At 31.0% G+C, this 22,537-nt stretch carries 21 protein-coding genes; 8 read left to right on the top strand and 13 right to left on the bottom strand.

Annotated elements, in window-relative coordinates; genetic code table 11:
* Nucleotide 1: 1 nt before the first annotated feature.
* The 7 genes from G4D72_RS01715 to G4D72_RS01685 all read right to left on the bottom strand — a co-directional run bounded on the left by G4D72_RS01715 (nucleotide 2) and on the right by G4D72_RS01685 (nucleotide 8,051).
* Nucleotides 2-769 (bottom strand): hypothetical protein, encoded by a 768-nt coding sequence (locus G4D72_RS01715; protein WP_166075859.1) that lies wholly within the window; start codon nucleotides 767-769, stop codon nucleotides 2-4.
* 15 nt (nucleotides 770-784) lie between these two features.
* Nucleotides 785-2,029 carry a hypothetical protein gene (locus tag G4D72_RS01710; protein WP_166075858.1) on the bottom strand — a complete coding sequence of 415 codons (1,245 nt, stop codon included), beginning with the start codon at nucleotides 2,027-2,029 and terminating at the stop codon, nucleotides 785-787.
* On the bottom strand, nucleotides 2,029-3,492 hold the full coding sequence (locus G4D72_RS01705; protein ID WP_166075857.1) for a hypothetical protein: 1,464 nt from the start codon (nucleotides 3,490-3,492) through the stop codon (nucleotides 2,029-2,031). The genes G4D72_RS01710 and G4D72_RS01705 overlap by 1 nt, the downstream gene beginning before the upstream one ends.
* 69 nt (nucleotides 3,493-3,561) lie before the next feature.
* Nucleotides 3,562-4,209, bottom strand: coding sequence for a response regulator (locus G4D72_RS01700; protein ID WP_166075856.1), 648 nt, complete (start codon nucleotides 4,207-4,209; stop codon nucleotides 3,562-3,564).
* Nucleotides 4,210-6,102: a tetratricopeptide repeat-containing sensor histidine kinase gene (locus G4D72_RS01695; RefSeq protein ID WP_166075855.1), complete on the bottom strand. Its 1,893-nt coding sequence runs from the start codon at nucleotides 6,100-6,102 to the stop codon at nucleotides 4,210-4,212.
* A 348-nt stretch (nucleotides 6,103-6,450) separates the two neighbouring features.
* Nucleotides 6,451-7,101 (bottom strand): DUF4230 domain-containing protein, encoded by a 651-nt coding sequence (locus tag G4D72_RS01690; protein ID WP_166075854.1) that lies wholly within the window; start codon nucleotides 7,099-7,101, stop codon nucleotides 6,451-6,453.
* A gap of 2 nt (nucleotides 7,102-7,103) precedes the next feature.
* Nucleotides 7,104-8,051, bottom strand: a complete 948-nt coding sequence (locus tag G4D72_RS01685) for a GSCFA domain-containing protein (RefSeq protein ID WP_166075853.1) — start codon at nucleotides 8,049-8,051, stop codon at nucleotides 7,104-7,106.
* A 104-nt stretch (nucleotides 8,052-8,155) separates the two neighbouring features.
* Here G4D72_RS01685 and G4D72_RS01680 point away from each other — a divergent pair, with 104 nt between their 5' ends.
* Together G4D72_RS01680 and G4D72_RS01675 are read left to right on the top strand one after the other, a co-directional pair.
* The gene (locus G4D72_RS01680) at nucleotides 8,156-9,901 is read left to right on the top strand and encodes an ABC transporter ATP-binding protein (RefSeq protein WP_166075852.1); all 1,746 of its coding nucleotides are present in this window, start codon (nucleotides 8,156-8,158) and stop codon (nucleotides 9,899-9,901) included.
* A gap of 93 nt (nucleotides 9,902-9,994) precedes the next feature.
* On the top strand, nucleotides 9,995-10,384 hold the full coding sequence (locus tag G4D72_RS01675) for a RidA family protein (protein WP_166075851.1): 390 nt from the start codon (nucleotides 9,995-9,997) through the stop codon (nucleotides 10,382-10,384).
* A 56-nt stretch (nucleotides 10,385-10,440) separates the two neighbouring features.
* Here the strand turns inward: G4D72_RS01675 and alaS are convergent, their stop codons facing one another.
* On the bottom strand, nucleotides 10,441-13,077 hold the full coding sequence (gene alaS, locus G4D72_RS01670; RefSeq protein ID WP_166075850.1) for an alanine--tRNA ligase: 2,637 nt from the start codon (nucleotides 13,075-13,077) through the stop codon (nucleotides 10,441-10,443).
* A 184-nt stretch (nucleotides 13,078-13,261) separates the two neighbouring features.
* Here alaS and G4D72_RS01665 point away from each other — a divergent pair, with 184 nt between their 5' ends.
* The 6 genes from G4D72_RS01665 to G4D72_RS01640 all read left to right on the top strand — a co-directional run bounded on the left by G4D72_RS01665 (nucleotide 13,262) and on the right by G4D72_RS01640 (nucleotide 17,138).
* The gene (locus tag G4D72_RS01665) at nucleotides 13,262-14,239 is read left to right on the top strand and encodes a M23 family metallopeptidase (RefSeq protein WP_166075849.1); all 978 of its coding nucleotides are present in this window, start codon (nucleotides 13,262-13,264) and stop codon (nucleotides 14,237-14,239) included.
* A 101-nt stretch (nucleotides 14,240-14,340) separates the two neighbouring features.
* Nucleotides 14,341-14,670 (top strand): MerR family transcriptional regulator, encoded by a 330-nt coding sequence (locus G4D72_RS01660; protein WP_166075848.1) that lies wholly within the window; start codon nucleotides 14,341-14,343, stop codon nucleotides 14,668-14,670.
* A gap of 119 nt (nucleotides 14,671-14,789) precedes the next feature.
* Nucleotides 14,790-15,395: a LemA family protein gene (locus G4D72_RS01655; protein WP_166075847.1), complete on the top strand. Its 606-nt coding sequence runs from the start codon at nucleotides 14,790-14,792 to the stop codon at nucleotides 15,393-15,395.
* Nucleotides 15,395-15,835, top strand: a complete 441-nt coding sequence (locus tag G4D72_RS01650; RefSeq protein ID WP_166075846.1) for a TPM domain-containing protein — start codon at nucleotides 15,395-15,397, stop codon at nucleotides 15,833-15,835. The genes G4D72_RS01655 and G4D72_RS01650 overlap by 1 nt, the downstream gene beginning before the upstream one ends.
* Nucleotide 15,836: 1 nt before the next feature.
* Complete coding sequence (locus G4D72_RS01645; RefSeq protein WP_166075845.1) at nucleotides 15,837-16,619, top strand: TPM domain-containing protein; 783 nt, start codon at nucleotides 15,837-15,839, stop codon at nucleotides 16,617-16,619.
* 36 nt (nucleotides 16,620-16,655) lie between these two features.
* Complete coding sequence (locus tag G4D72_RS01640) at nucleotides 16,656-17,138, top strand: TPM domain-containing protein (RefSeq protein ID WP_166075844.1); 483 nt, start codon at nucleotides 16,656-16,658, stop codon at nucleotides 17,136-17,138.
* Nucleotides 17,139-17,178: 40 nt separating this feature from the next.
* On the opposite strand, the gene der is transcribed toward G4D72_RS01640, so the two are convergent.
* The 5 genes from der to G4D72_RS01615 all read right to left on the bottom strand — a co-directional run bounded on the left by der (nucleotide 17,179) and on the right by G4D72_RS01615 (nucleotide 22,482).
* Complete coding sequence (der, locus tag G4D72_RS01635; RefSeq protein WP_166075843.1) at nucleotides 17,179-18,489, bottom strand: ribosome biogenesis GTPase Der; 1,311 nt, start codon at nucleotides 18,487-18,489, stop codon at nucleotides 17,179-17,181.
* Nucleotides 18,490-18,795: 306 nt separating this feature from the next.
* The gene (era, locus tag G4D72_RS01630; RefSeq protein ID WP_166075842.1) at nucleotides 18,796-19,680 is read right to left on the bottom strand and encodes a GTPase Era; all 885 of its coding nucleotides are present in this window, start codon (nucleotides 19,678-19,680) and stop codon (nucleotides 18,796-18,798) included.
* Between the two features lie 212 nt (nucleotides 19,681-19,892).
* Nucleotides 19,893-20,345, bottom strand: a complete 453-nt coding sequence (locus G4D72_RS01625) for a KTSC domain-containing protein (RefSeq protein WP_166075841.1) — start codon at nucleotides 20,343-20,345, stop codon at nucleotides 19,893-19,895.
* A 768-nt stretch (nucleotides 20,346-21,113) separates the two neighbouring features.
* The gene (locus tag G4D72_RS01620; RefSeq protein ID WP_207784833.1) at nucleotides 21,114-21,698 is read right to left on the bottom strand and encodes a zeta toxin family protein; all 585 of its coding nucleotides are present in this window, start codon (nucleotides 21,696-21,698) and stop codon (nucleotides 21,114-21,116) included.
* A gap of 85 nt (nucleotides 21,699-21,783) precedes the next feature.
* The gene (locus G4D72_RS01615) at nucleotides 21,784-22,482 is read right to left on the bottom strand and encodes an IS1 family transposase (protein WP_166075840.1); all 699 of its coding nucleotides are present in this window, start codon (nucleotides 22,480-22,482) and stop codon (nucleotides 21,784-21,786) included.
* Nucleotides 22,483-22,537: the final 55 nt, after the last annotated feature.

Genomic DNA, 22,537 nt, shown 5'->3' with positions numbered 1-22,537 from the left:
TTTAAAATTTATATTGGTATTCTATAATCGTATACAATAAATTATCATTTGTATTAATATTGGTTTGGGTGAGATATCCGTTAGCATCATATTTATTGAAATATAAAGTGACAGGCTCTCTCACTTCTGTTAAATTCCCTTTATCGTCGTATTTTTTAAACAATTCAAAAGGTTGTTTACCTGTAATATCAGATTTAGAACCAATTTGCAAGTTGTTTTCATAATAATATTCGTCAATAATATGATCTTGTGTTGTATATTTAAATTCAACTCGTTTGGTATACTTGTTTTTGGAAGTGTAAATAAAGTCTTCTTGACACGAAATAAAACCATCATTTTCTTTAAAAATTTTGGTTTTTAAAGTCCCATCAGCATTGTACTTGAAGAGCATCAAGTTGGTAACCACATTTTGATCTAAAGCCTTTATTTCCTGCAACTGCTGCTTTCTATTGTACGAATACATTTCAGTATAAATTAAATCCGCGTCTGTTGCTTCGTATTTCACTAGCTTATCATTTTCATACGTATAGGTAAACTGTCTTGCAGTTCCATTATCATAGGATTCTGTTTTATTTTGTAAGAGGTTATTTGAAAAAAAATAACTTGTTTTTTTAAACCATTTTTTATCTCCTGTTACACGATTAATTTCGTATTCGTTTACTTCTACTTCTTTAACATTGTTTGGAAATTTAAATTCCGAAGTTTTATAGCTTTCTTGAGCATGAATCTTTATCAAGAAAAAAAGAAAAAAGAGTATTTTAGTTTTCATATTTGTATGTATTATTTATCTATCGTTACCTTGAGCGTCAATATCATATTCAACAACGTTTAATTTAGTACCATGAAACGGATACATTACACTTTGTTGTGTGGCTCTTTCTCTAAATTCAACCTGTACAATTAATTCTGGATTTTGCCATCGTTTAATTAATTTATTTTTAAGTACTTCATAATCTGGATCTGCGACATCGGTAATATGATAAATTCGAGCATTCGCTACATCCTTTCCACCAATATTTTTTTGATATAAAATAATGGCTCCTTTATAAGTAAAGTCTCTAATAGGATTAATTTTTGAAAATATTTTTAAACTGATACTTTTAGAACTTCTGTTTTCATGATATTCCAAAACTTTCTCTTTATTAGCATCATAATAAATTACGCCATTGACCTGATCTTTAACCAATTTATCTTGTGTGTATTTTTTAGATTTCCAATTATATTCTTTGGCTATTTGTGAGATATATGGAAGCAAAATACTATTAAATTGTTTTTCTTTTTCACTACCAATTGGAATGTAATCTACATAATAATATTCATCAGGAAAAAACTCTTTGAGAGTGAAACTATAATTGGCTTCGTAACGAACAATATGTCCTTTTTCATCATCGAAAATCCCTTGATTTACATCATAAATAGTAGTATCATAAGTTCTAGGGTTTTTAACTGTAGTTCTTATTTTCTCAAAAGATTGAGCTGCATCAGTTAAAATCAAGGTTACATTTGAAACTAACGAACTTTTCGATGAAACTGCTGTTGCTACTTCTGCTGTAGGTTTTCGGTATAAAACATCTGTTATTAATAGCAGCATTTTATCTTCTTGTATCACGATAGTAAAAACAGGTAAGTTCTCTTTATTTTCTAGTGCAGTAAAACTGAAACTTTCCTCTTTTCCATAAGACATTGCTTGAAGCTGATTTTTAGCAGCAATTTCTTCAAACTGTTTGACACATTTTTGCACTTCCTCGTCAATATACGCTTTAGTGTTGTCGTTATAACTCCATGCTACAAAAAAGGATGTTACATTTTGTGCTTTGTTTTTTACAATCTGAACCTCACCATATTTTACTTCAATTCGCCCTGTAAATTTTTCAAATTCGTCAGAATCTTCTAAAAAATTACCTTTGAAATTAGCAAACTGATTGGGTGCCTCTTTCCAAATTTTTGAAATCATAGAAGATACTTCTTTTTGGGAAAAAAGCAAATAAGGCGTTAACAACATTATGATTATTGAAAAATATTTCTTCATTAGAGTACTAATTGTTTGAGTTGATTAACCAAATTTTCTTGAATTTTATTATAAAACTTACTATCCGAATCGAAAATTCTATTCTGTTTAAAAATCTCATCTGTAACTGATTTAAACTCTTCAGGACTAACAGTTTCTTTAAATTGTTTCATAGACTTTAATGCATTTTCGGCACCCACATAATAAGTTGGTAAATGATCTATAAAATATAAAGTAAATGCCGTGTTACACCCTTTTTCTAACATACTATTAGCATAATCTAATATTTTGTTTTTACTAGAATCTGTATAACCCAATTCATCCAAGTAAAACATATAAGCTCTGATACTATTTTTATCGCAGAGTGCTGCTAAGGACTTAAAAAATTTAAACTTAGGATTATTCTTATCAAATGAAGTATAATAAGTACTATAAATTGTTCCTTTTCCTCCCGAATTTAATACTTTAAAGTCGTCTAAAAGCACCACTTCCATAGGCTCTAAACCATACCGATCACATAATTCAAGAATACCTTCAAGTGTTTTGCTTTTTTCAGAATATCCAATGAGACCAAATTTAATATCCTTTATTTTTTCATCGTTTTTTTTATGTCTTTTTTCCCATTCTTTAGAACTTGCTTTTTCATTATCCCTTTTAAATATAATATTGCCGTGCTCAATTGGATTGTAATTTCCTTCGATTAAACCTTTCATAAGCAATAAAACCGTTTCAGGATATTTTTGTTCTAAATACTGATACAAATCATAATATTTATCATAATTACCAAACAAAATTTTGGAATCGTTTCGACTATTATAAAAATTCACAAAAAGAGTAATAAATGCATTATCTATTTTTATTTCTTCCTGTGGGAATCGCTTTTGAAGCTGAAATACATATTCTAAATTTTGATTGGCATTCAAACCTTCTAACGAACTTAACTTCAATATTTTGCTTAAAAGTTCATCTAATCCGGCTGTATTTATAGTCTTTTCGACCTCAATTAACGCTAATAATTCGGTCATTTTTTGTTCATAATTAGGTTTTAAAACCCCATTACTCATTAATTCAAACTTAATATAAGTATCTCTTTCTGCTGTACTCAATGGAATTCCATTTTCTGCTACATACGAAATAGCTTTATGGGCTGTTGCTCGATAAACAGATTCTTCAACTTCTCGATATTTTTCCCATTTCTCACGTTGTTCTTTTTCTAATTTCTCTTGTTGCTTTAAGAATGCTTGAACTTCAATATTTTTTTGTTCGCGCTCGCGTTTTGCGCGTTCTTTTTCTTCGTCACTTTTAGATTTGTAATCATAGAAAACACTTGTTGAGCTGCTAGGTTTGTTGTAATAGGAGTTCATTCTGCTAATATATTCTTGGGTAGCACGCGCTTCTCTTCTAATCATGTCGGTATAATCGGCATATTGCGCCTGTGTAGTACCCAAACAAAACAGAAGTAAAATAAAAAAATTGTGACGCATAGTATGAGAATTAAAATTTTTTAAAATTAAATGGAATGCTTACAAAAAAAAATACGCCATTTGACTTATTCAAATTAGTCTATTTTCTCGTGCTTTTTGAATGAGTTCTATTCTATTGTGTGTTTGAAGTTTTCGATAAATATTTTCAATATGTTTTTTAACAGTTGCCGCTGAAATAAAGAGATTTTCTGCAATCGCTTTGTTTTTTAATCCTCTACTAAGTTGCTCAAGCACATCAATTTCACGAGTCGTTAACTGTATATCATCCTGATTTTCAGTAGATTCTATTTGGAAAGGATTCCGCAATAATTTTAATGTTTTCATGGCTATAGATGGAGTCATGGCCGCTCCTCCATTTAAAGTTTCAACTATACCATTAAACAAATCTTGTGGATTGACTTCTTTTAAAAAATAGCCATCTGCACCCGCTTTAATAGAATTAAAAATATGCACATCATTATCAAATACCGTTAACATGATAATTTTAATTTGTGGGTAAAGCTTTTTTACCTTTTCTACAGCCTCAACTCCATTCATTTTAGGCATTTCTATGTCCATTAAAATTAGATCAATCGTATGATTGTCATTCAATTTTTCTAATAAATCGATACCATTATTTGCAGTAAACTTTACCCTTATTGTATCAAAAAAGGACAACTTATCAATAATAGCTTTTTGTAAAAAAGCATTATCATCTACAATTGCGACTTTAATCATTTAATCTATTTTTAGTTGTATGATAATCTTTGTCCCTATTTCTTTATCTGATAGTATTGAAAAAACACCATCAATTTCTTCAATTCTTTGCTTCATATTGTTCAATCCGTTTCCCAATAGGATTTCAGAAGTTTTAAATCCGATACCATTATCCATAATTTCAATATTTAAGATCCCATTTTGATTGGTAACATTAACGTTTATTTCTGAGCAATTAGCATATTTTAAAGCATTATTTACGGCTTCTTGAATGGTTCTGTATACATTGATACCCAATACCGAAGAAAAAGAATATGATTTTAAGGAATCATCAATAGTAAAATTAAAACCTATTTCTTCTTGTGCTTTTTTGGCGTTTTCTAAGAAATTTAAAATCCTAACTTTTAAGTCTTCAAAAGTAAATTCATTGGTATTCATTGCCCAAATGGTATCTCGTAATTCAATTATAGTATCTTTAGTGAAAGTACTGATGTTATATAATTTATTTTTAATACTATTATCCAAATTTGGAAAACCGAATTTTAAATTATCTAAAGTGGAAATAATAAAAGTCAGTTGTGCGCCAATATTGTCATGTAAATCTCTTGAAATTGCAATTCTTTGTTCGTGGAGCTTGTTTTGATTTTCAATATCCCGAATGGCATTTTTTAATTGAAACTCTTGTTGTTGTTGCTTTAATTTTAATTTTTGCTGGCGATAAAGTAAAAAACCAATTAGGATACAAATTAGTATAAATAAAGCACTACCAATTAACCAATATGATTTTTTTTTATTGGCAACTTCTTCTTTAAATAAATTATTTTTTACCAGTAGAATTTCCTTTTCTTTTTTTTCGGTTTGATATTTTGCTTCAGCTTCGGCAACCGCTTTAGTTCTCTCTGAAATAAATAATGAATCTCTTATCCGTATATAATTATCCTGATTGTTTATTACTTCTTGTAAATCATTCTTTTTTTTACTGAACTGAATTTTTTGATAATAATAATCTCGCTTTTTTTCTGCACTTTTGGAAAGTTTTACAAATGCATAAGCTTTTTCAAACAACAATTCTGCCTCTTTAATTTGATTCAATTCTGAGGCAATTGTAGCTAAATTGGTATAATTTGTAGCTTGACTGTAATAATAATTGACATTTTGTTCTCTCGAAGGACTTTGTTCTTCAATGGCAACAGCTCTTGAAATCCAATTTTTGGCTTCTTTATATTTTTTCTGTTTGAGATAGGTATTCCCGATATTGTTATAGGTAGAAGAAATGTTTAAGGTGTCTTTTCCTTTTATATATTTAAATACTAAAAAATGATATTTTAAGGCTAATTCAGGCTTTTTCCAATCGTCATAGTTAATCGCAATAGCATTAATAGCGGAATACAAACTCATCAGATCTTTTTTTTGATTTTTCTGAAAAACTTCAAGCGCTGCTTTGCCATACTTTACACCCAATTCGTAATTTTCAAAATCATGATATTGCAAAGCTAAAGCCACATTAAAAGTACCTATCCAGTAATCATTCTTTTCTTTTTCAGCTTCCCGAAGTGCTGTTAATGCATATTGTATCGCTTCATTATAACTTCCTTTCTTTTTGTAGGCATTTGCTATATTATTGTAAGTCGTAAACAAATGCGATTTTTTAGTTGTTTTTCTATATTTATCAAGAGCTATTTTACCATAATAAACAGCACTATCTGGTGAACCGAAATCTAAATGTCTGGCATTTTTTGAAAGAAAGTATAAAGCCTCATCCTCAGTATTTTTTAATTTGTTTTTCGCTTTTAAAAAAAAATACTCTGAAGAATCTTTAGAAATATAGGCTTTATAAAGTAACTCATCTATACTTTGACTAAACGAAACTTGATAACAAAAAAAGAAAAATATAACTACTCTAAATAAACGCATTATTATTTTTTTAAAATTAGCTCTAAAAATGACTTTTGTAAACTAACAATTTCAATATTTAACACACTCAACCTTTCTTTAAATGCAGAATTAAACATTAAACAAATTACTGTTTTTTTATTCAGAAGAAATTGTTCTTTCAATAAAATCTCTTTTCTATAATTTAAAATTTCAATTGTATTTTCGTGCTTTTTTATTGACTCAATAAAGTATTTTAAAAAACCAAATAGCAAAACAATTACAACTAATATCAGAACAGAAAGCAAATAATACATCATACATAACATTTTAATCAATCAACAAATTTGAATAATATTATATGTTATTCAAATACGCTATATGCCGTATTTAATCTAAAAATTTTTGAATTTCTTTTTCGTCGGATACCGTTTCACCTTCAATTTCTACTTTCCATTTGATAATCTCTACAAAGGAATATAACTTAAATAATTCTTCTTTCAATCGTTTTTTTGCATCTGTTTTTAAAGACGAAGCATTAATTTTTTTGTTTAAATTTTCTCGTGCTATTTTATTGACTTTATTATAATCTTGGCCTTCAAATTCATTGAAAGTACTTTCATCAATACTATAATATTTATAATCTGGACTAATTTTAATTTCTTCTTTGGGAAGATTTGAAATCTTCAATACTTTATGAATCGAATCTACTTCAAACTTTACTTTACTTAAATCGAAACCCACCGTAACATCAGCATTAATTACAACAATGGCTTTTTTTTCAAATGAAAGTAAATCTCCCAAATATTTTTTTTGATCTTTATACGTAATCACTTCAGAAAAATGCCCTTCTGTAACTACTAATTTACCAACATTCTTAATTTGTTGTTGAATTAAAGCGGTATCGTATTCTATAGTAGAAGTGCTGTTATTTTTAATACTATTTTGATATACTAAATACAAAAGAACTAGAAAACCTAGTACTAAAAGTAATTTTCTAAATTCGGCGATTTTACTAAATAAGGTGGTGGTTGTAGACATAATTAAAAGTGTATAGCAGGATTTTCTTTGGTAATCTTTTGTTTTTTTTCTTCCAATTTACTTAAAAACTTTTGATGACTTTCCGAATCTGGATTAAAAGGTCGGTGTTTTAAAGCGCGTTGAATTTCGCAAACTTGATTCATCAAACTAAATTCTTTTTCAGCCACATAATTTTCAAAAAACTTTATCCAAATATAATCAATTGCTGTTTGATTCGGATGCAACATATCTTCAGTATAAAAACGATAATCACGCAATTCATCCATCATGATTTCGTAGCTTGGAAAATAGTTAGAAGTTGGAAGTTGGAAGTTGGGAGCATTTAAAGCTGAAATTAAATGTGCTTTACTCACATTATTTTCCACAAAACCGTCTTTAATATGTCGCACTGGTGATACTGTAAAAATAAATTTGGCCTTCGGATTTACAGCCTGAATTTCTGAGATTATAGTTTGCAAACTAGCTTCAATTTGAGCAATCGAAAGCAACTCTTTTACAAATTGTTTTTGTGGCACTTTGTGGCAATTCGCTACGATTTCATTGGTTTCAACATGTCTATAAACCCAAGAAGTTCCTAAAGTAATGAGACAATGTGTCAATGTGACAATGTGCTGATTGGTGGCATCTATTAATTGATTCAAAGTTTCAAGAAACTCCTCTTTATTTGGGTTGGAAAGTTCCGAATGTACTTCATAACAATGCCAAGCTTCATTATGATAAAAAATATCCGTTTCTGTAAAATAGGTTTTATGAATACTTCTAACCATTAATTTTTCTAAAGAAACGGGATTAAAAATAATTCCAAATGGATTGACCACTGTATCGAATTTAAAATACTCGAATTTCTGAGCCATATTTTCGGCAAAACAAGAACCTAACAACATTACTTTAGAAGTATAATCTATAGGAAAATCAGATTTTTGAATGGGTATTTGTGTTTGGAAGTTCATCGTGTTTTAAATCTTAATCCAAAAATACAAAAACTAGTTAAATAGTTGTGAAAAATTACGGTAAGACTTTTTATTCCTTACTTTTGTAGTACAAAAATTTTCAAATGAAGCTACTTTATTCTTATCTAAAAAAACACAAATTACTCCTGTTTTTCGCCTTATTAATGGCTACTATCAATATTTGTTTTAGTTTATCCGATTCAATCATTACAGGTAAATTAATGCAAGATTGTGGGGTTGGAATTGCAAAATACAAAGGCAATGAAATCGGATTTATCAAAGCGGTTGGATTTTGGTTAGGACTTTCGCTTGGTGCGGCAATGATTTCCAGAATTACTAAAAATTTTCAGGATTATTTTACCAATATTGTCATTCAAAGAACGGGTGCAGAAATGTATACGGATGGAATTAAAAAATCGTTAGATTTACCTTATGTAGATTTTGAAGACCAAAGTAGCGGACAAACTTTAAATAAATTACAAAAAGCCAGAACCGATTCAGAAAAATTGATTACACTTTCTATCTCGTTGATTTTTCAAACGATAATTGGATTTATTTTTGTGATCGTTTACATCTCTAGAATCGATTACAGAATTGCTTTCGTATTTGTAATTACAGCGCCAGTTATTGCTTATATCAGTTCGTTTTTAGGCAAAAAAATTAAAGCCGTTTCTCGAACCATTGTCATGCAAACCAATTCTTTAGCAGGTTCAACAACAGAAAGTTTACGAAATATAGAATTGGTAAAAAGTTTGGGTTTAACCGCGCAAGAAGAAGGTCGTTTGAATTCGAATACCCTGAAAATTTTACAATTAGAAATTCAGAAAATTCGATTTATTCGAAGTTTGAGTTTCATTCAAGGTACAACGGTTCATTTCATGCGAACTTGTGTAGTTTTCGCTTTGTATTATTTCTTGTTTAGTGAAAAAATTGTAGTGGGCGATTTATTAACAATGGTGTTTTTCACATTTTTCATTTTCAATCCGTTACAAGAATTAAGTGCGTTTATCATCGCGAAAAATGAAACTAAAGTTTCGATGGAAAACTTCGAACAATTATTAAATGCCAAATCAGAACACCGACCAGAAACTCCTGAACATTTCGGAAAAATAAATTCGTTAGTATTTAAAAATGTGAGTTTTCAACACAAATCGGCAAAACAACCAGCTGTTGAAAACATAGATTTTGCTATAAAACAAGGTGAAACGGTTGCATTTGTTGGCCCATCTGGCGCAGGAAAAACCACTTTAGTAAAATTATTAGTAGGCTTATACCAACCCGCAATTGGAAATGTATTGTATAATGGAATTGATTCGAAATCCATTGACATGTTAGAACTGCGTCAACAATTAGGTTTTGTGACTCAAGATGCTCAGTTATTTTCAGGTACGATTAGAGAAAATTTACTATTCGTTAAACCAGAAGCAACCGACGAAGAAGTACTAAACGCATTACACAGAGCCAGTTGTGACAATTTATTAGCTAGAGCTGATAACGGATTAAATTCAACCATTGGTGAAGGCGGAATTAAGATTTCTGGCGGCGAAAAACAACGTTTATCTATTGCGAGAGCGATTTTAAGAAATCCGAATTTATTAATTTTTGATGAAGCCACTTCTGCTTTAGATTCGATTACAGAAGAAGAAATTAATAGTACGATTCGAAATATTTCAGACGAAAATAGAATTACAGTTTTAATCGCACACCGACTTTCCACCATTATGCACGCTGATAAAATATTCGTTTTAGAACAAGGAAAAATTATCGAACAAGGCAAACACGAAGATTTATTACTTGAAAAAGGCTTGTACTACGCGATGTGGCGCCAACAAATTGGGGAAAGAAAATAAGTGCTACCAGTATTTAAAAAGAAACACAGATTAGAGAAATTACTATAATTTTAAAAATTTCTTCAATCTGTGTTTTAAAAAAAGCTTTAATTTATGTTTAAAAAAGAATATTTACATCCAAACGAAGGTTTCTCACAAGTTGTAGTTATAGAAACGGAGGAAACCAAAACCTTACATATATCTGGTCAAATTGGTGAAGGAGATGATTTAGAATCTCAAACTATAGCCACTTTTAAAAATTTAGAAACCCTTTTAAAAGAAAGTAACTCTAGTTTTCAAGATGTAGTAAAAATGACTACCTATATCGTAAATTTCAATCCGGAAGTGGATTTACCCATTTTTAGAAAAGTAAGAAAAGACTTTTTAGGTGCTGAAAATTATCCAGCCAGTACTTTAGTTGGTGTTACCGTTTTAGGAAATAGAAATTGGTTAATTGAGATAGAAGCTACGGCGGTGATTGATAAAAACAAAAACACAGATTAAAGAAATTTTTAAAATTATAGTAATTTCTCTAATCTGTGTTTTAAAAATATTTTAACTTACTTCACAAAACTAACCGCATTCTCTAAAACAGCAGCAATTCCATTAGATTTTTTCCCTTTTCCAGATGCAAAGAAAGGTTGTCCACCACCATTTCCGTCGATTAGTTTTCCTAATTCACGGATAACATTTCCAGCGTTTAAACCTTTATCTGCGACTAATTCTTTTGCGATGTAACAATGAATATTTGGTAATCCTTCTTCAATAGAAGCTAAAACTACAAATGAATTAGGTTTCGATGTTCCAATCGCTTGCGTTAAATCTTTCGTTGCACTCATCGATAAATCTACTTGTTTGACTAAGAAATTAATTCCGTTAATATCTTGAAATTCAGAAACCAAACTCGCTGATAATCCGTCGATTTTTTCTTTTACTAATTGTTCAATTTGTTTTTTCAACTTCGCATTTTCTTCTTGCAAAGAAATAACAGATTTCAAAACATCTTGTGGATTTTTCAAAGTCTCCTTAATTTCTGCTAAAGTATTTTCTTGATTCGTGTAAAAATCTTTCACGGCATCACCGGTAATGGCTTCGATTCTTCTGATTCCAGCTGCAACAGCTCCTTCTGAAACTATTTTAAATTGCCAAATATCTGCGGTATTATTTACGTGAATTCCTCCACATAATTCCATACTTTCCCCAAACTTAATCGCACGCACATTATCGCCGTATTTCTCACCAAATAAAGCCATTGCACCTTCGTCTAAAGCTTGTTGGATCGGAATACTTCTTCTTTCAATTAATGGCAATTGAGCCGAAATTCTTGTATTCACAAAAGCTTCCACTTGACGTAATTCTTCCTCCGTAACTTTAGAAAAATGAGAAAAATCGAAACGTAAATAATTCGGATTCACCAATGAACCTTTTTGTTCTACATGCGTTCCTAAAATCGTTCTTAAAGCTAAGTGCATTAAGTGAGTTGCAGAGTGATTTTTAGAAGAAGCACTTCTTGAATCGGTATTGACTTTAGCAGTGAAAACCGCATTTACATTTTCTGGTAATTGTTTGGCGAAATGTAAAATTAAGTTGTTTTCTTTTTTCGTATCGATAATGTCAATCGTTTCATTGGCTGAAACTAAAGTTCCTTTATCTCCTACTTGTCCACCACCTTCTGGATAGAAAGGCGTGTTATCTAAAACGATTTGGTATAAAATTCCGTCTTTTTTAGAATCTACTTTACGAATACGAGTAATTTTAACTTCGTTTTCAGTTTGATCATAACCTACAAACGTTTCTACATTTCCTTCAATTAAAACATTCCAATCTTCTGTAGAAACTTCTGAAGCGGCACGAGAACGTGCTTTTTGTTTTTGCAATTCTGTTTCGAAACCCACTTCGTCTAAACTAAAACCTCTTTCTCTAAGAATTAAAGCGGTTAAATCGATTGGAAATCCGAAAGTATCATATAATTCGAAGGCTTTTTCTCCAGAAACTTCTTTTCCAGAAGTATTTACCATTACGTTTTCTAACAACTGAATGCCTTGTTCTAATGTTCTTAAAAACGAAGCTTCTTCTTCACGAATTACATTCGTAACCAATTGTTGTTGCGATTTGATTTCTGGGAAAAATTCTCCCATTTGGTTTGCTAAAACAGCTACTAATTTATTTATGAAAGGTTCTTTTGTATCTAAAAACGTAAAACCATAACGAATGGCACGACGTAAAATTCTACGAATTACATAACCAGCTCCTGTGTTAGAAGGCAATTGTCCGTCTGCAATAGCAAAAGCCACCGCACGAACGTGATCTACAATTACACGAATGGCAATATTCGTTTTGTTTTGCTCTTCTGATATATTTTTAACTTCGTTTGAAGTGTATTTTAATCCAGTAATTTCTTCCACTTTCGCGATAAGCGGCGTGAAAACATCTGTATCATAATTGGATGTTACGTTTTGCATCGCCATACACAAACGCTCAAATCCCATTCCGGTATCCACGTGTTGTGCAGGTAATTTTTCAAGAGAACCATCAGCTTTACGGTTGAATTCCATGAAAACATTATTCCAAATTTCCACCACTTGTGGATGATCAGCGTTTACTAAACTTCTTCCAGAAACTTCATTTCTTTCCGCATCTGTTCTTAAATCGATATGAATTTCCGAACATGGACCACAAGGACCTTGATCGCCCATTTCCCAGAAATTGTCTTTTTTATTTCCTAAAATGATTCGGTCTTCTGGTACAAATTGCTTCCAAATGTCCCAAGCTTCCTGGTCGAAAGGCACATTATCTTCTGTACTTCCTTCAAAAACAGAAACATACAAACGGTCTTTGTCTAATTTCAATACTTCTGTTAGAAATTCCCAAGCCCATGGCAACGCTTCTTTTTTGAAATAATCGCCAAAAGACCAGTTTCCAAGCATTTCGAACATGGTATGGTGATACGTATCAAAACCAACATCTTCTAAATCGTTATGTTTTCCAGAAACACGTAAACATTTTTGCGTATCCGTAATTCGCGGACTTTTTGGCGTTCCATTTCCTAAGAAAAACTCTTTAAATTGAGCCATTCCCGAGTTGTTAAACATTAGGGTTGGATCATCTTTTAAAACAATTGGTGCTGAAGGAACAATGGTATGTCCTTTGCTTTCAAAAAATTGTAAATACGCTTTTCTTATGTCTTGTGATTTCATTTTTATGGTATTGAATCGAATAATTTAGTTGATTGAAATTTTTAAAAAAATGTTCGCAAATATGAAACAAATTTTAAGTTCTTTCGTATAATAAGTGTTACTTTGTGATAACGAGCACAAAAATAGTAAATTTTAATGAAATCGCTAACAACAAAAAGTTTCTTAAAAAGCAACTTTTTCAAATATGAAGAGAGTAAAATATTATTACGACGCCGAAAAATTAGCCTTTAAACAAATCGTTACTAAAAACAGTACGAAAATTGGTTATGCTATGCTGTTTCTATTGGCTAGTGCGTTGTTTGGTTTTTTATGTTTTTTTATTCTAAGTAACACTAGTTTTTTCGAAACTCCAAAATCGAAATTACAAGCGCGTGAGTTGGAAACCATGAAGTTGAATTACAATTTATTGAATAGAAAAATTGCTTTAATGGAAGAAGGATTATCTGCTATTGAAGAACGAGATAATAATTTGTATCGGGTTTATTTTAATAGCGCAGCCATTTCGAACGAAGAACGACGTGCTGGATTAGGTGGTGTAAACAGATATAAAGATTTAGAAGATTTTAATAACAGTGATTTGATAATTGGTTCCTCTAAAAAAGTAGATGAAATTATGAAAGCTTTAGCGATTCAATCTGTTTCTTTAGACGAAATTACAAAATTAGCGAAGCAAAAAGCGAATTTATTAAAAGCCATTCCAGCGATTCAACCTGTAAAAAATGAAGATTTAAAGCAAATGGCTTCTGGATTTGGTTACCGAAGTGATCCGTTTACTAAAATTAGAAAATTTCATAAAGGCATGGATTTTTCAGCCAAAACAGGAACACCCATTTTCGCGACAGGTGATGGAATAGTTAGAAAAGCGGATGCTAGTTTATCTGGTTATGGCAATCATATTGAAATAAGTCATGGTTACGGCTATTTAACTCTGTATGCGCATTTGAGTAAATATAAAGTTCGTGCAGGACAAAAAGTAAAACGTGGCGACATCATCGGATATGTTGGAAGCACTGGCCGAAGCGAAGCGCCACATTTACATTATGAAGTACATAAAAATGGCGAAGTAGTAAATCCATTAAATTTTTATTATGGAAGTATTTCTGCTAAAGAATATGTTTTAATTAGTAAATTAGCGAATCAAGAAAATCAATCGTTGGATTAAGCCCCTATCCCCAAAGGGGAATAAACGGCTTAATTGTTTTTAATAAATTAAAAACCTGTTACCCTCTAACAGGTTCCCCCTTTGGGGGATAGGGGGCTAAAATGCAAGTAAACTTACCAGAAAAAAGATATTATGGCATTGGCGAATTAGCGAAAGCATTTGATGTAAACGCCTCGTTAATCCGTTTTTGGGATAAAGAATTTGATGAAATCAATCCGAAAAAAAATGCAAAAGGCGACAGAATGTTTCGTCCAGATGATGTAAAAGTACTTCAAATGATTTACCATTTAGTTAAAGAACGCGGTTTTACTTTGGAAGGCGCCAAAATTCATTTGAAAGAAGGCAAAAAGAAAACCTTAGACAATTTTGAAATTATTAGTAAACTAGAAGGAATCAAACATCAATTATTAGAATTGAAAAAGGGACTTTGATTTAGTTTTCAGTCGCAGTCACAGTCACAGTATTCAGTCGCAGTATTAGAAAAATTATTAACTAAATAAAAACGAATCTGAATCTAAATCAGATTAAATTAACTAAAAAAAAGAAAATTATGAGAAAGTTTGCACCAGTATTAGCTATTGTAGGAATACTTGTTTTAGGATTTTTGTATTACATGAGTGTCAACAACGGAGCCGTTGAAGTAGATCAGTCTGTAAAAAAAGAATGGGGAAATGTGGAATCGTCTTACCAAAGAAGAAATGACTTAATTGGAAATTTAGTTAAAACTGTACAAGGTGCTGCTGAATATGAAAAAGGAACCTTAACTGCCGTAATTGAAGCCCGTGCAAAAGCAACTTCTATTACTATCGATCCAGCTAATGTTACTCCAGAACAATTGGCACAATTTCAACAAGTTCAAAGCGGAATGAGTAGTGCCTTATCTCGCTTATTAGTAACCGTTGAGCAATATCCAAGTTTAAAAGCCAATGAGAATTTTTTGAAATTACAAGATGAATTAGCAAGTACTGAAAATCAAATTTTAACGGCTCGTACAAGATATAATGAATCTATTGAGAAGTTCAATAATTATGTTTTAAAAATGCCTCGTAAAATATTTTTATCAGATTACAAAGAGAAAGCACCATTTAAAGCAGATGCTGGCGCAGAAAAAGCTCCAGATGTAGAATTTAATTTCGACAAAAAAGAAACTAAATAATGTCTAAAACCGAAGCTTTTTTAACCCAAGCGGAAGAACAAGAAATTGTTCAAGCTATTGTGATTGCCGAAAAAAATACTTCGGGAGAAATTCGTGTGCACATAGAAGAAAACAATACCAAACCTCCTGTTGAAAGAGCACAGGAGGTTTTTCATTTCCTTAAAATGGATGCCACAGAATTGAAAAACGGAGTACTTTTTTACATTTGTATGCAAACCAAAAGTTTTGCGATTATTGGCGATAAAGGAATTAACGACTTAGTGGCACCGAATTTTTGGAATTCTACAAAAGACCATGTAATTGAAAAATTCAAAGAAGGGAAATACAAAGACGGATTGGTAAGAGGAATTATTGAAGCTGGTGAACAATTGAAAAAATACTTTCCTTACAACCATGAAGAGGATACCAATGAATTGTCTAATGAAATTTCAAAAGGATAATATGAAAAAAATACTGATTTTATTCGTTTTCCTTTTTGGAATGGTTGCACAAGCACAATTTACAATTCCTGAAAAACCAAGTTTACAAACTTCTGTATATGATTATGGAAATGTTTTGTCTGATGCAGAAGAAAAGCAATTAGGTGACAAATTAGTCTATTATTCCGATTCTACTTCTACACAAATTGTAGTTGTTACAATTAATGATTTAAAAGGTGAAGATGTAGGCGTTTTAGCAACCAATTGGGCTCAAACATGGGGAATTGGTCAAGCTAAAGAAGACAATGGTGTGATTATTTTAGTTTCTAAAAATGATAGGAAAATTTCTATCCGACCTGGTTATGGTGTTGAAGATAGATTAGTTGCTGGTATTTGTGGCCAAATAATTAGAAACGATATTACTCCAGAATTTAAAGCGGGAAGTTATTATAATGGCTTAGATAAAGGTAGTGATGCTATTTTTAAAGTTCTAACTGGAAAATATAAAGGAGAACGCAAACAAAATGCTAAAGGTGGTATTATTCCTATCATAATACTTATAGTTTTTATTGCTATCTTTTTAATTCTTGTATCAAAAATGAAAGGCAATAACGGCGGGAATTCAGGCGGATTTGGCGGTCCAGATTTAATGGACGTTATTATTTTAAGCCGAATGGGTCGCGGTGGCGGTTTTGGCGGCGGAAGTTTTGGCGGCGGTTCATCTGGTGGTGGATTTGGCGGTGGCTTCGGTGGCGGATTTGGCGGCGGTGGCTTTTCTGGTGGTGGTGCTAGTGGAAGCTGGTAGTATTAGTGTTCAGTTTGCAGTTTTTAGTATTCAGTTATGAAAAGTAAATTCAATTTTGTTTTAATATTAATTTTCGGAGTTATTAGTTTTTCTTTTGGACAAACAATTAGTTTTCCAAAACCTATCGGATTTGTTAATGATTTCGAAAACATACTAAATCAAGAAGGTATTACAAAACTAGAAACACTATTGCATAATTATGAAAAACAAACTTCTAATGAAATAGTTGTTGTAACTATTAGTGAAATTGGGGACGAAACTGATTTTAACACCTATGCGCTTAGTTTAGCTCAAAATTGGGCAGTTGGCAAAAAAGGAAAAGACAATGGTTTGGTGATTGTGATTTCCAACCAATTAAGAAAAATTAGAATCTGTACAGGAACTGGAACAGAAAAAATTCTTACTGACGACATTTGCGAAACTATTTTACAAGAAAAAATACTTCCAAATTTTAAAAATGGAGAAATGTTTATTGGCATTGAAACCGGAGTAATTGCTCTTATTGAAAAATGGAAATAAACAACAAAAAACCCGACAATCTCTTATCGGGTTTTTTATTTTATTTCTGTCTGAAGTAAATATCTATTGGCACACCACTGAAATTGTAGTTTTCACGTAATTTATTTTCCAAGAAACGTTTGTATGGTTCTTTTACATATTGAGGTAAATTAGCAAAAAACACAAACTGTGGCACCGGTGTAGGCAATTGCATGCAATATTTAATTTTCACATACTTCCCTTTTAACGCTGGAGGCGGTTGGTTTTCAATAATTGGCAACATTAAATCGTTGAATTTAGAAGTCGCAACTTTTTGTTTTCTATTTTCAAAAACCTCAACAGCAGTTTCTAAACCTTTTAATAAACGTTGTTTTTCTAATGCTGAAACGAATAGAATGGGCACATCTGTAAACGGTTGAATTTGCTCACGAATTTTACGCTCGTAATCTCTTGCGGTCATAGTATCTTTTTCTACTAAATCCCATTTATTGACTAAAATTACAATTCCTTTTCTATTTTTTTCAGCTAACCAGAAAATACTTTGATCTTGACCTTCGAAACCACGAGTGGCATCAATAACTAAGATACAAACATCCGAATGTTCAATCGCACGAACCGAACGCATGACTGAATAAAATTCTAAATCTTCTTTTACTTTCGCTTTTCTTCGAATTCCGGCAGTATCTACCAAATTAAATTCGAAACCAAAACGGTTATAAGTTGTATCAATGGCATCACGAGTAGTTCCTGCAATATCGGTTACTACAAATCTATCTTCTCCAATTAAGGCATTAATAATTGACGATTTTCCAGCATTTGGTCTTCCCACAACTGCAAAACGAGGCAAAGGATTTTCATTCTCTACAACTTCTGGCAATTCTGGTAAAACTTCTACTAATTTATCTAATAATTCACCAGTTCCACTTCCATTCATGGCACCAATAGTAAAATATTCGCCCAATCCTAAATTGTAAAATTCTAACGCATCAGTCACACGTTTTGAATTATCTACTTTATTAACTGCTAGTAAAACGGGTTTAGTAACTTTACGTAGTAATTTCGCCACTTCATCATCCATTGGCGTAATGCCTTCTTCCACATCTACCATAAAAATGATAGCGTCGCATTCGTCAATTGCTAATTCTACTTGTTTTCTAATTTCACCTTCAAAAATATCATCAGAACCTTTAATGTATCCACCCGTATCAATTACAGAAAATTCTTTTCCATTCCACTCACTTTTTCCATAATTTCTGTCACGTGTAACTCCACTTACAGAGTCTACAATGGCGTCTCTACGTTGGATTAAACGATTAAAAAGTGTAGATTTTCCTACATTTGGTCTTCCTACAATGGCAACTATATTATTCATTCTTCTTATATTTTGTGCAAAGATAGTTTAAAGTTAGGAGTTTAGAGTTAGGAGTGCAGCGTTTTTCTACTTTCTCACTCTCTTTGTAACGTAACTTTGATTACTATTTAATTATTTATATTATAAAATTAATTTTTTGCTATTATTATTTTTTATTTGAAGCTATTCCAGCTGTACGCTATATTCCCGATGAAAAATCGGGAGATGCCGCTTCCATCTGGGCTAAACACTCGCTTTCTAGAAAATAAATTCTCCTTTTCTGCAAGTCTCCAAATCCCATTTACTCTTAACTGAATACTTCCAACTCTATTTTTGGTTATATCCAAATCTTCTTAATTGGAAAGCGTTACTTCTCCAATCTTTATTCACTTTTACGAAAATTTCGATATGTATTTGTTTGTCGAAAAACACTTCTAAATCGGCGCGAGCTTGCATGCCTACTTTTTTCAAAGCTGCACCTTTATGTCCGATAATAATTCCTTTTTGCGTATCGCGTTCCACCATAATAACAGAACGGATTCTTATAATTTTCTCGTCTTCCAAAAACTCTTCTGTTTCCACCTCAACCGCGTATGGAATTTCTTTATCGTAATTTAATAAAATCTTTTCACGGATTGTTTCATTTACGAAAAAACGTTCTGGTTTATCAGTTAAAGCATCTTTTGGATAATAAGGTGGTGAATCAGGTAACAAATCTACAATTCTGTTCAACACTTCTTTTACATTGAAGTTTTCTAAAGCTGAAATTGGAAAAATTTCGGCATTAGGAACTTTCGCTTGCCAGGTTTGTACTTGCTCTTCTAATAATTCTTGGTTCGATTTGTCGATTTTATTCAACAAAAGTAAAACTGGAATTTTAGCATGAATGATTTTATTGAAAAACTCTTCGTCTTTTAATTCTTTCTCGCCAATTTCGACCATATAGATTAAAATATCGGCATCTTTAAAAGCGCTTTTTACAAAATCCATCATACTGGTTTGTAAATCGTAGGCTGGTTTAATAATTCCAGGTGTATCTGAAAAGACGATTTGATAGTCTTCATCATTAACAATTCCGAAAATTCTGTGACGTGTGGTTTGCGCCTTACTGGTAATAATAGACAACTTCTCGCCTACCATAGCATTCATTAAGGTAGACTTACCCACGTTTGGGTTTCCAATTATATTAACAAAACCTGCTTTATGTGTCATGATCATTTTTTTAAATTATATATGTCTTACCAAATGTCCACCGGACATTCTCCTCTTAATATCAAATCATTTATATTAACAAAACCTGCTTTACGCGACATATATTTATTTTTTTTTGCAAAGGTACATAAAAAAAGCCACTCGTTTCAGAATGGCTTTTTGCTATAATCTGATTAAAACTGTTGTTCGAAATACTCGAAATACTGTTTTAATTATTCTGCAGCTACTAATTTACTTGCGCTACGGTAAATGAATTCGTTGTAAATATGACGACGAGCAAAACGACCTGGCGATTCTGCATTAACCATTTTCACATATGTATTTCTTGGCACACCAAAGTATTCGAATTTACTTCCATCTACAAAGCTAATGTACAAAACACCTTTATCCATATAAAAATCAGAAATTTGAGACGTTGTCGTAGTAGCTATATATTCTGCTTTTACTTTCTCTCTAGTTTCTGGCGCAATACTTACTAAAAAGTGATACGCTTCAATAATATTCTTACTTCTTTCTTCAGCGGCTAAACGTTCCACTGGATCAGCAATAGTATCTGGATGGTCTTCCTTCATGCTATTTCTGTAAATCGTTTTTAATTCTTTTAACGTTGCGTCTCTTGTAACATTCAGTAACTTTCTGTACCCAATAATTTTTTGTGTAGTCATATAATTTTGAAAATAAAAGTGCAAAAGTAGTGTTTTTTATTTAAAAAAGGAAAGAAAAAGGAAACAAATTAAAACTTAACCATTTGTTAATGAATTAATTGCATAAAAAAACCCTCTCATTTCTGAAAGGGTTCTTAGTAGCGGGAACAGGACTCGAACCTGTGACCTTCGGGTTATGAGTTTAAAAAAACAACTTTTTAAAAATTCAAAACACTGTATATCAACTAATTAAAAAACCAAATCATTAATGATAGAGCAAAAAACGTTTACTGCTTTGTTTACTTTTGTTCAGTACAAATGTATAAAAATATACTTTAAAAACAGTCTTTAAACTCAAAAAAACTATTGTTAATTTTTGTTCTTAAATTTACATTACAAAAAGCAAACAAAATATGTAAACTACTTCTTTTCGATTATTTGGACTTATCAAATACTTTTCATAAATTTAATTCTTACTAAGATTTTGGAATCACTTATCCTGAAATAGTAAATAGTGTAGTTTCCATTAACCTCGATTTATTAAATTATCAAAACAAAAAAAACAAGTATTTCTACTTGCCTTTATATTAAAAAATATATTTATATATTAATTTTAATCTAACATTAATTTAGATACACTCGCTTTTTAAATCTTATTATGGTTTAATCCTAATAATTTTATTATCTTCAAGAATTACCAAATCACTATTCATTCTTTTTTTGAATTCGATTAGCTTATCATAAACCTTATCCATTCCTTTAAGAATTTTCATTTGATGTGGAGTTATTTTATGTTCTTTCATTGTGATACTTTTTTAATTTTTTAAACTTATCTTCATCAACTAGATTTAATTCTGATTTTAAAGTCTTGTCGGCAATTAAAATTGGCTTACCCCCAGAATTGTCAAATATTAAAACTTCATCAACTATTGAAATATAAATATCGAATAAATTTCTAATTCCGTTACTATATATTCTTTTAATTACATCAGTTTCTATATTATGACCACCTTCTAAAACTCTTGTTTTAACTCTTTCAATTGCTAAATCGACATTTTGCAACCAAAAAAACAGAAGTGTTACATTATAACCTTTTCTTTGAGCTTCAGCAACTTTAAATTTATAGCTTTTAGTAGCTAAAGTGGTTTCAAAAGCAAAATTTTCATTTCCATCTAAAAGTTCTTTAATTCTGTTGAGCATAATTCTCCCAGCTTCAAATGCTACTTTCTCAGGTTGAAAAGGAGATAATCCTTTCGCAATTTCATCTGCGTTTACGAATTCTTTACAATTTAATATCTCTGGTAATATTGTAAATGAAGCAGTTGTCTTCCCTGCACCATTACATCCAGCAATTATATAAAGATTCTTGTCCATCAATGCAAATATATACAAAATTAACGAATACTTTTTAACTTCAATTAGGATATAATTTTATCTTACTATGAACATTTTAAAAACTTCAAATCCAAAAATAAATCTTCAAAATTGAAACTAAAACTACCATACTTTTACTGAAGCATATTGTTCTACGATTTAATCTTCTAAGATGCGTTCTTAATGTCAAATTCTTCCTCTCTATATAATTTGTACCAAAACGCTTTACAGAATGAAATTTCTTATCAATTAAATATTTATAATTTTTCAAACCATCTGTAAAAATCCTTTTAGCATCCGACAAATGCAAGGCATCTACAACCTTACTTAATGTTTTATTTGTTCTCTTACCAACATTAAAGCTAACTACATTCTTTGAATCTTTATCCAAAGCATAAACTAACCAAATAAAGTTTCGTTTATGATTTATGTAAGTACACATTTCATCCACTTCATAAGTTTTTCCTTTGCTAATAATTGGCTGACTTATGCTTTTAGCAATTATTATAATTCTTTTTAATAAAGTTGTTGTTGAAATTTTCAAGATTCTGGCAGTGCTTCTAATCCCTAATTCCTCTTTGGTAAACAAGATAATTTTATTGTTTATGTCCGAGAGATAAGCATTATAAGTATAATTTTCTATGAATCTCTTATTGCAATTTTTACAATAGTATTGTTGCTTTTTGTTTTTAGTAGTGCCATTTTTTATAATTTTTATCATTTTACAATTAGGGCAAGTTTTACCATCACTAATTCTGAAACATGAAGTCGGATTTTTTGTCATTAGCTTCGATTTAAGACATTATCTAAAATAAAAAAGACAAGTATCTCTACTTGCC

Source organism: Flavobacterium difficile, from assembly GCF_011392115.1.
Taxonomy (GTDB): Bacteria; Bacteroidota; Bacteroidia; order Flavobacteriales; family Flavobacteriaceae; genus Flavobacterium; species Flavobacterium difficile.
Note: the sequence above shows the minus strand (reverse complement) of the source record. Positions and strands in the feature narration are given on the sequence as shown.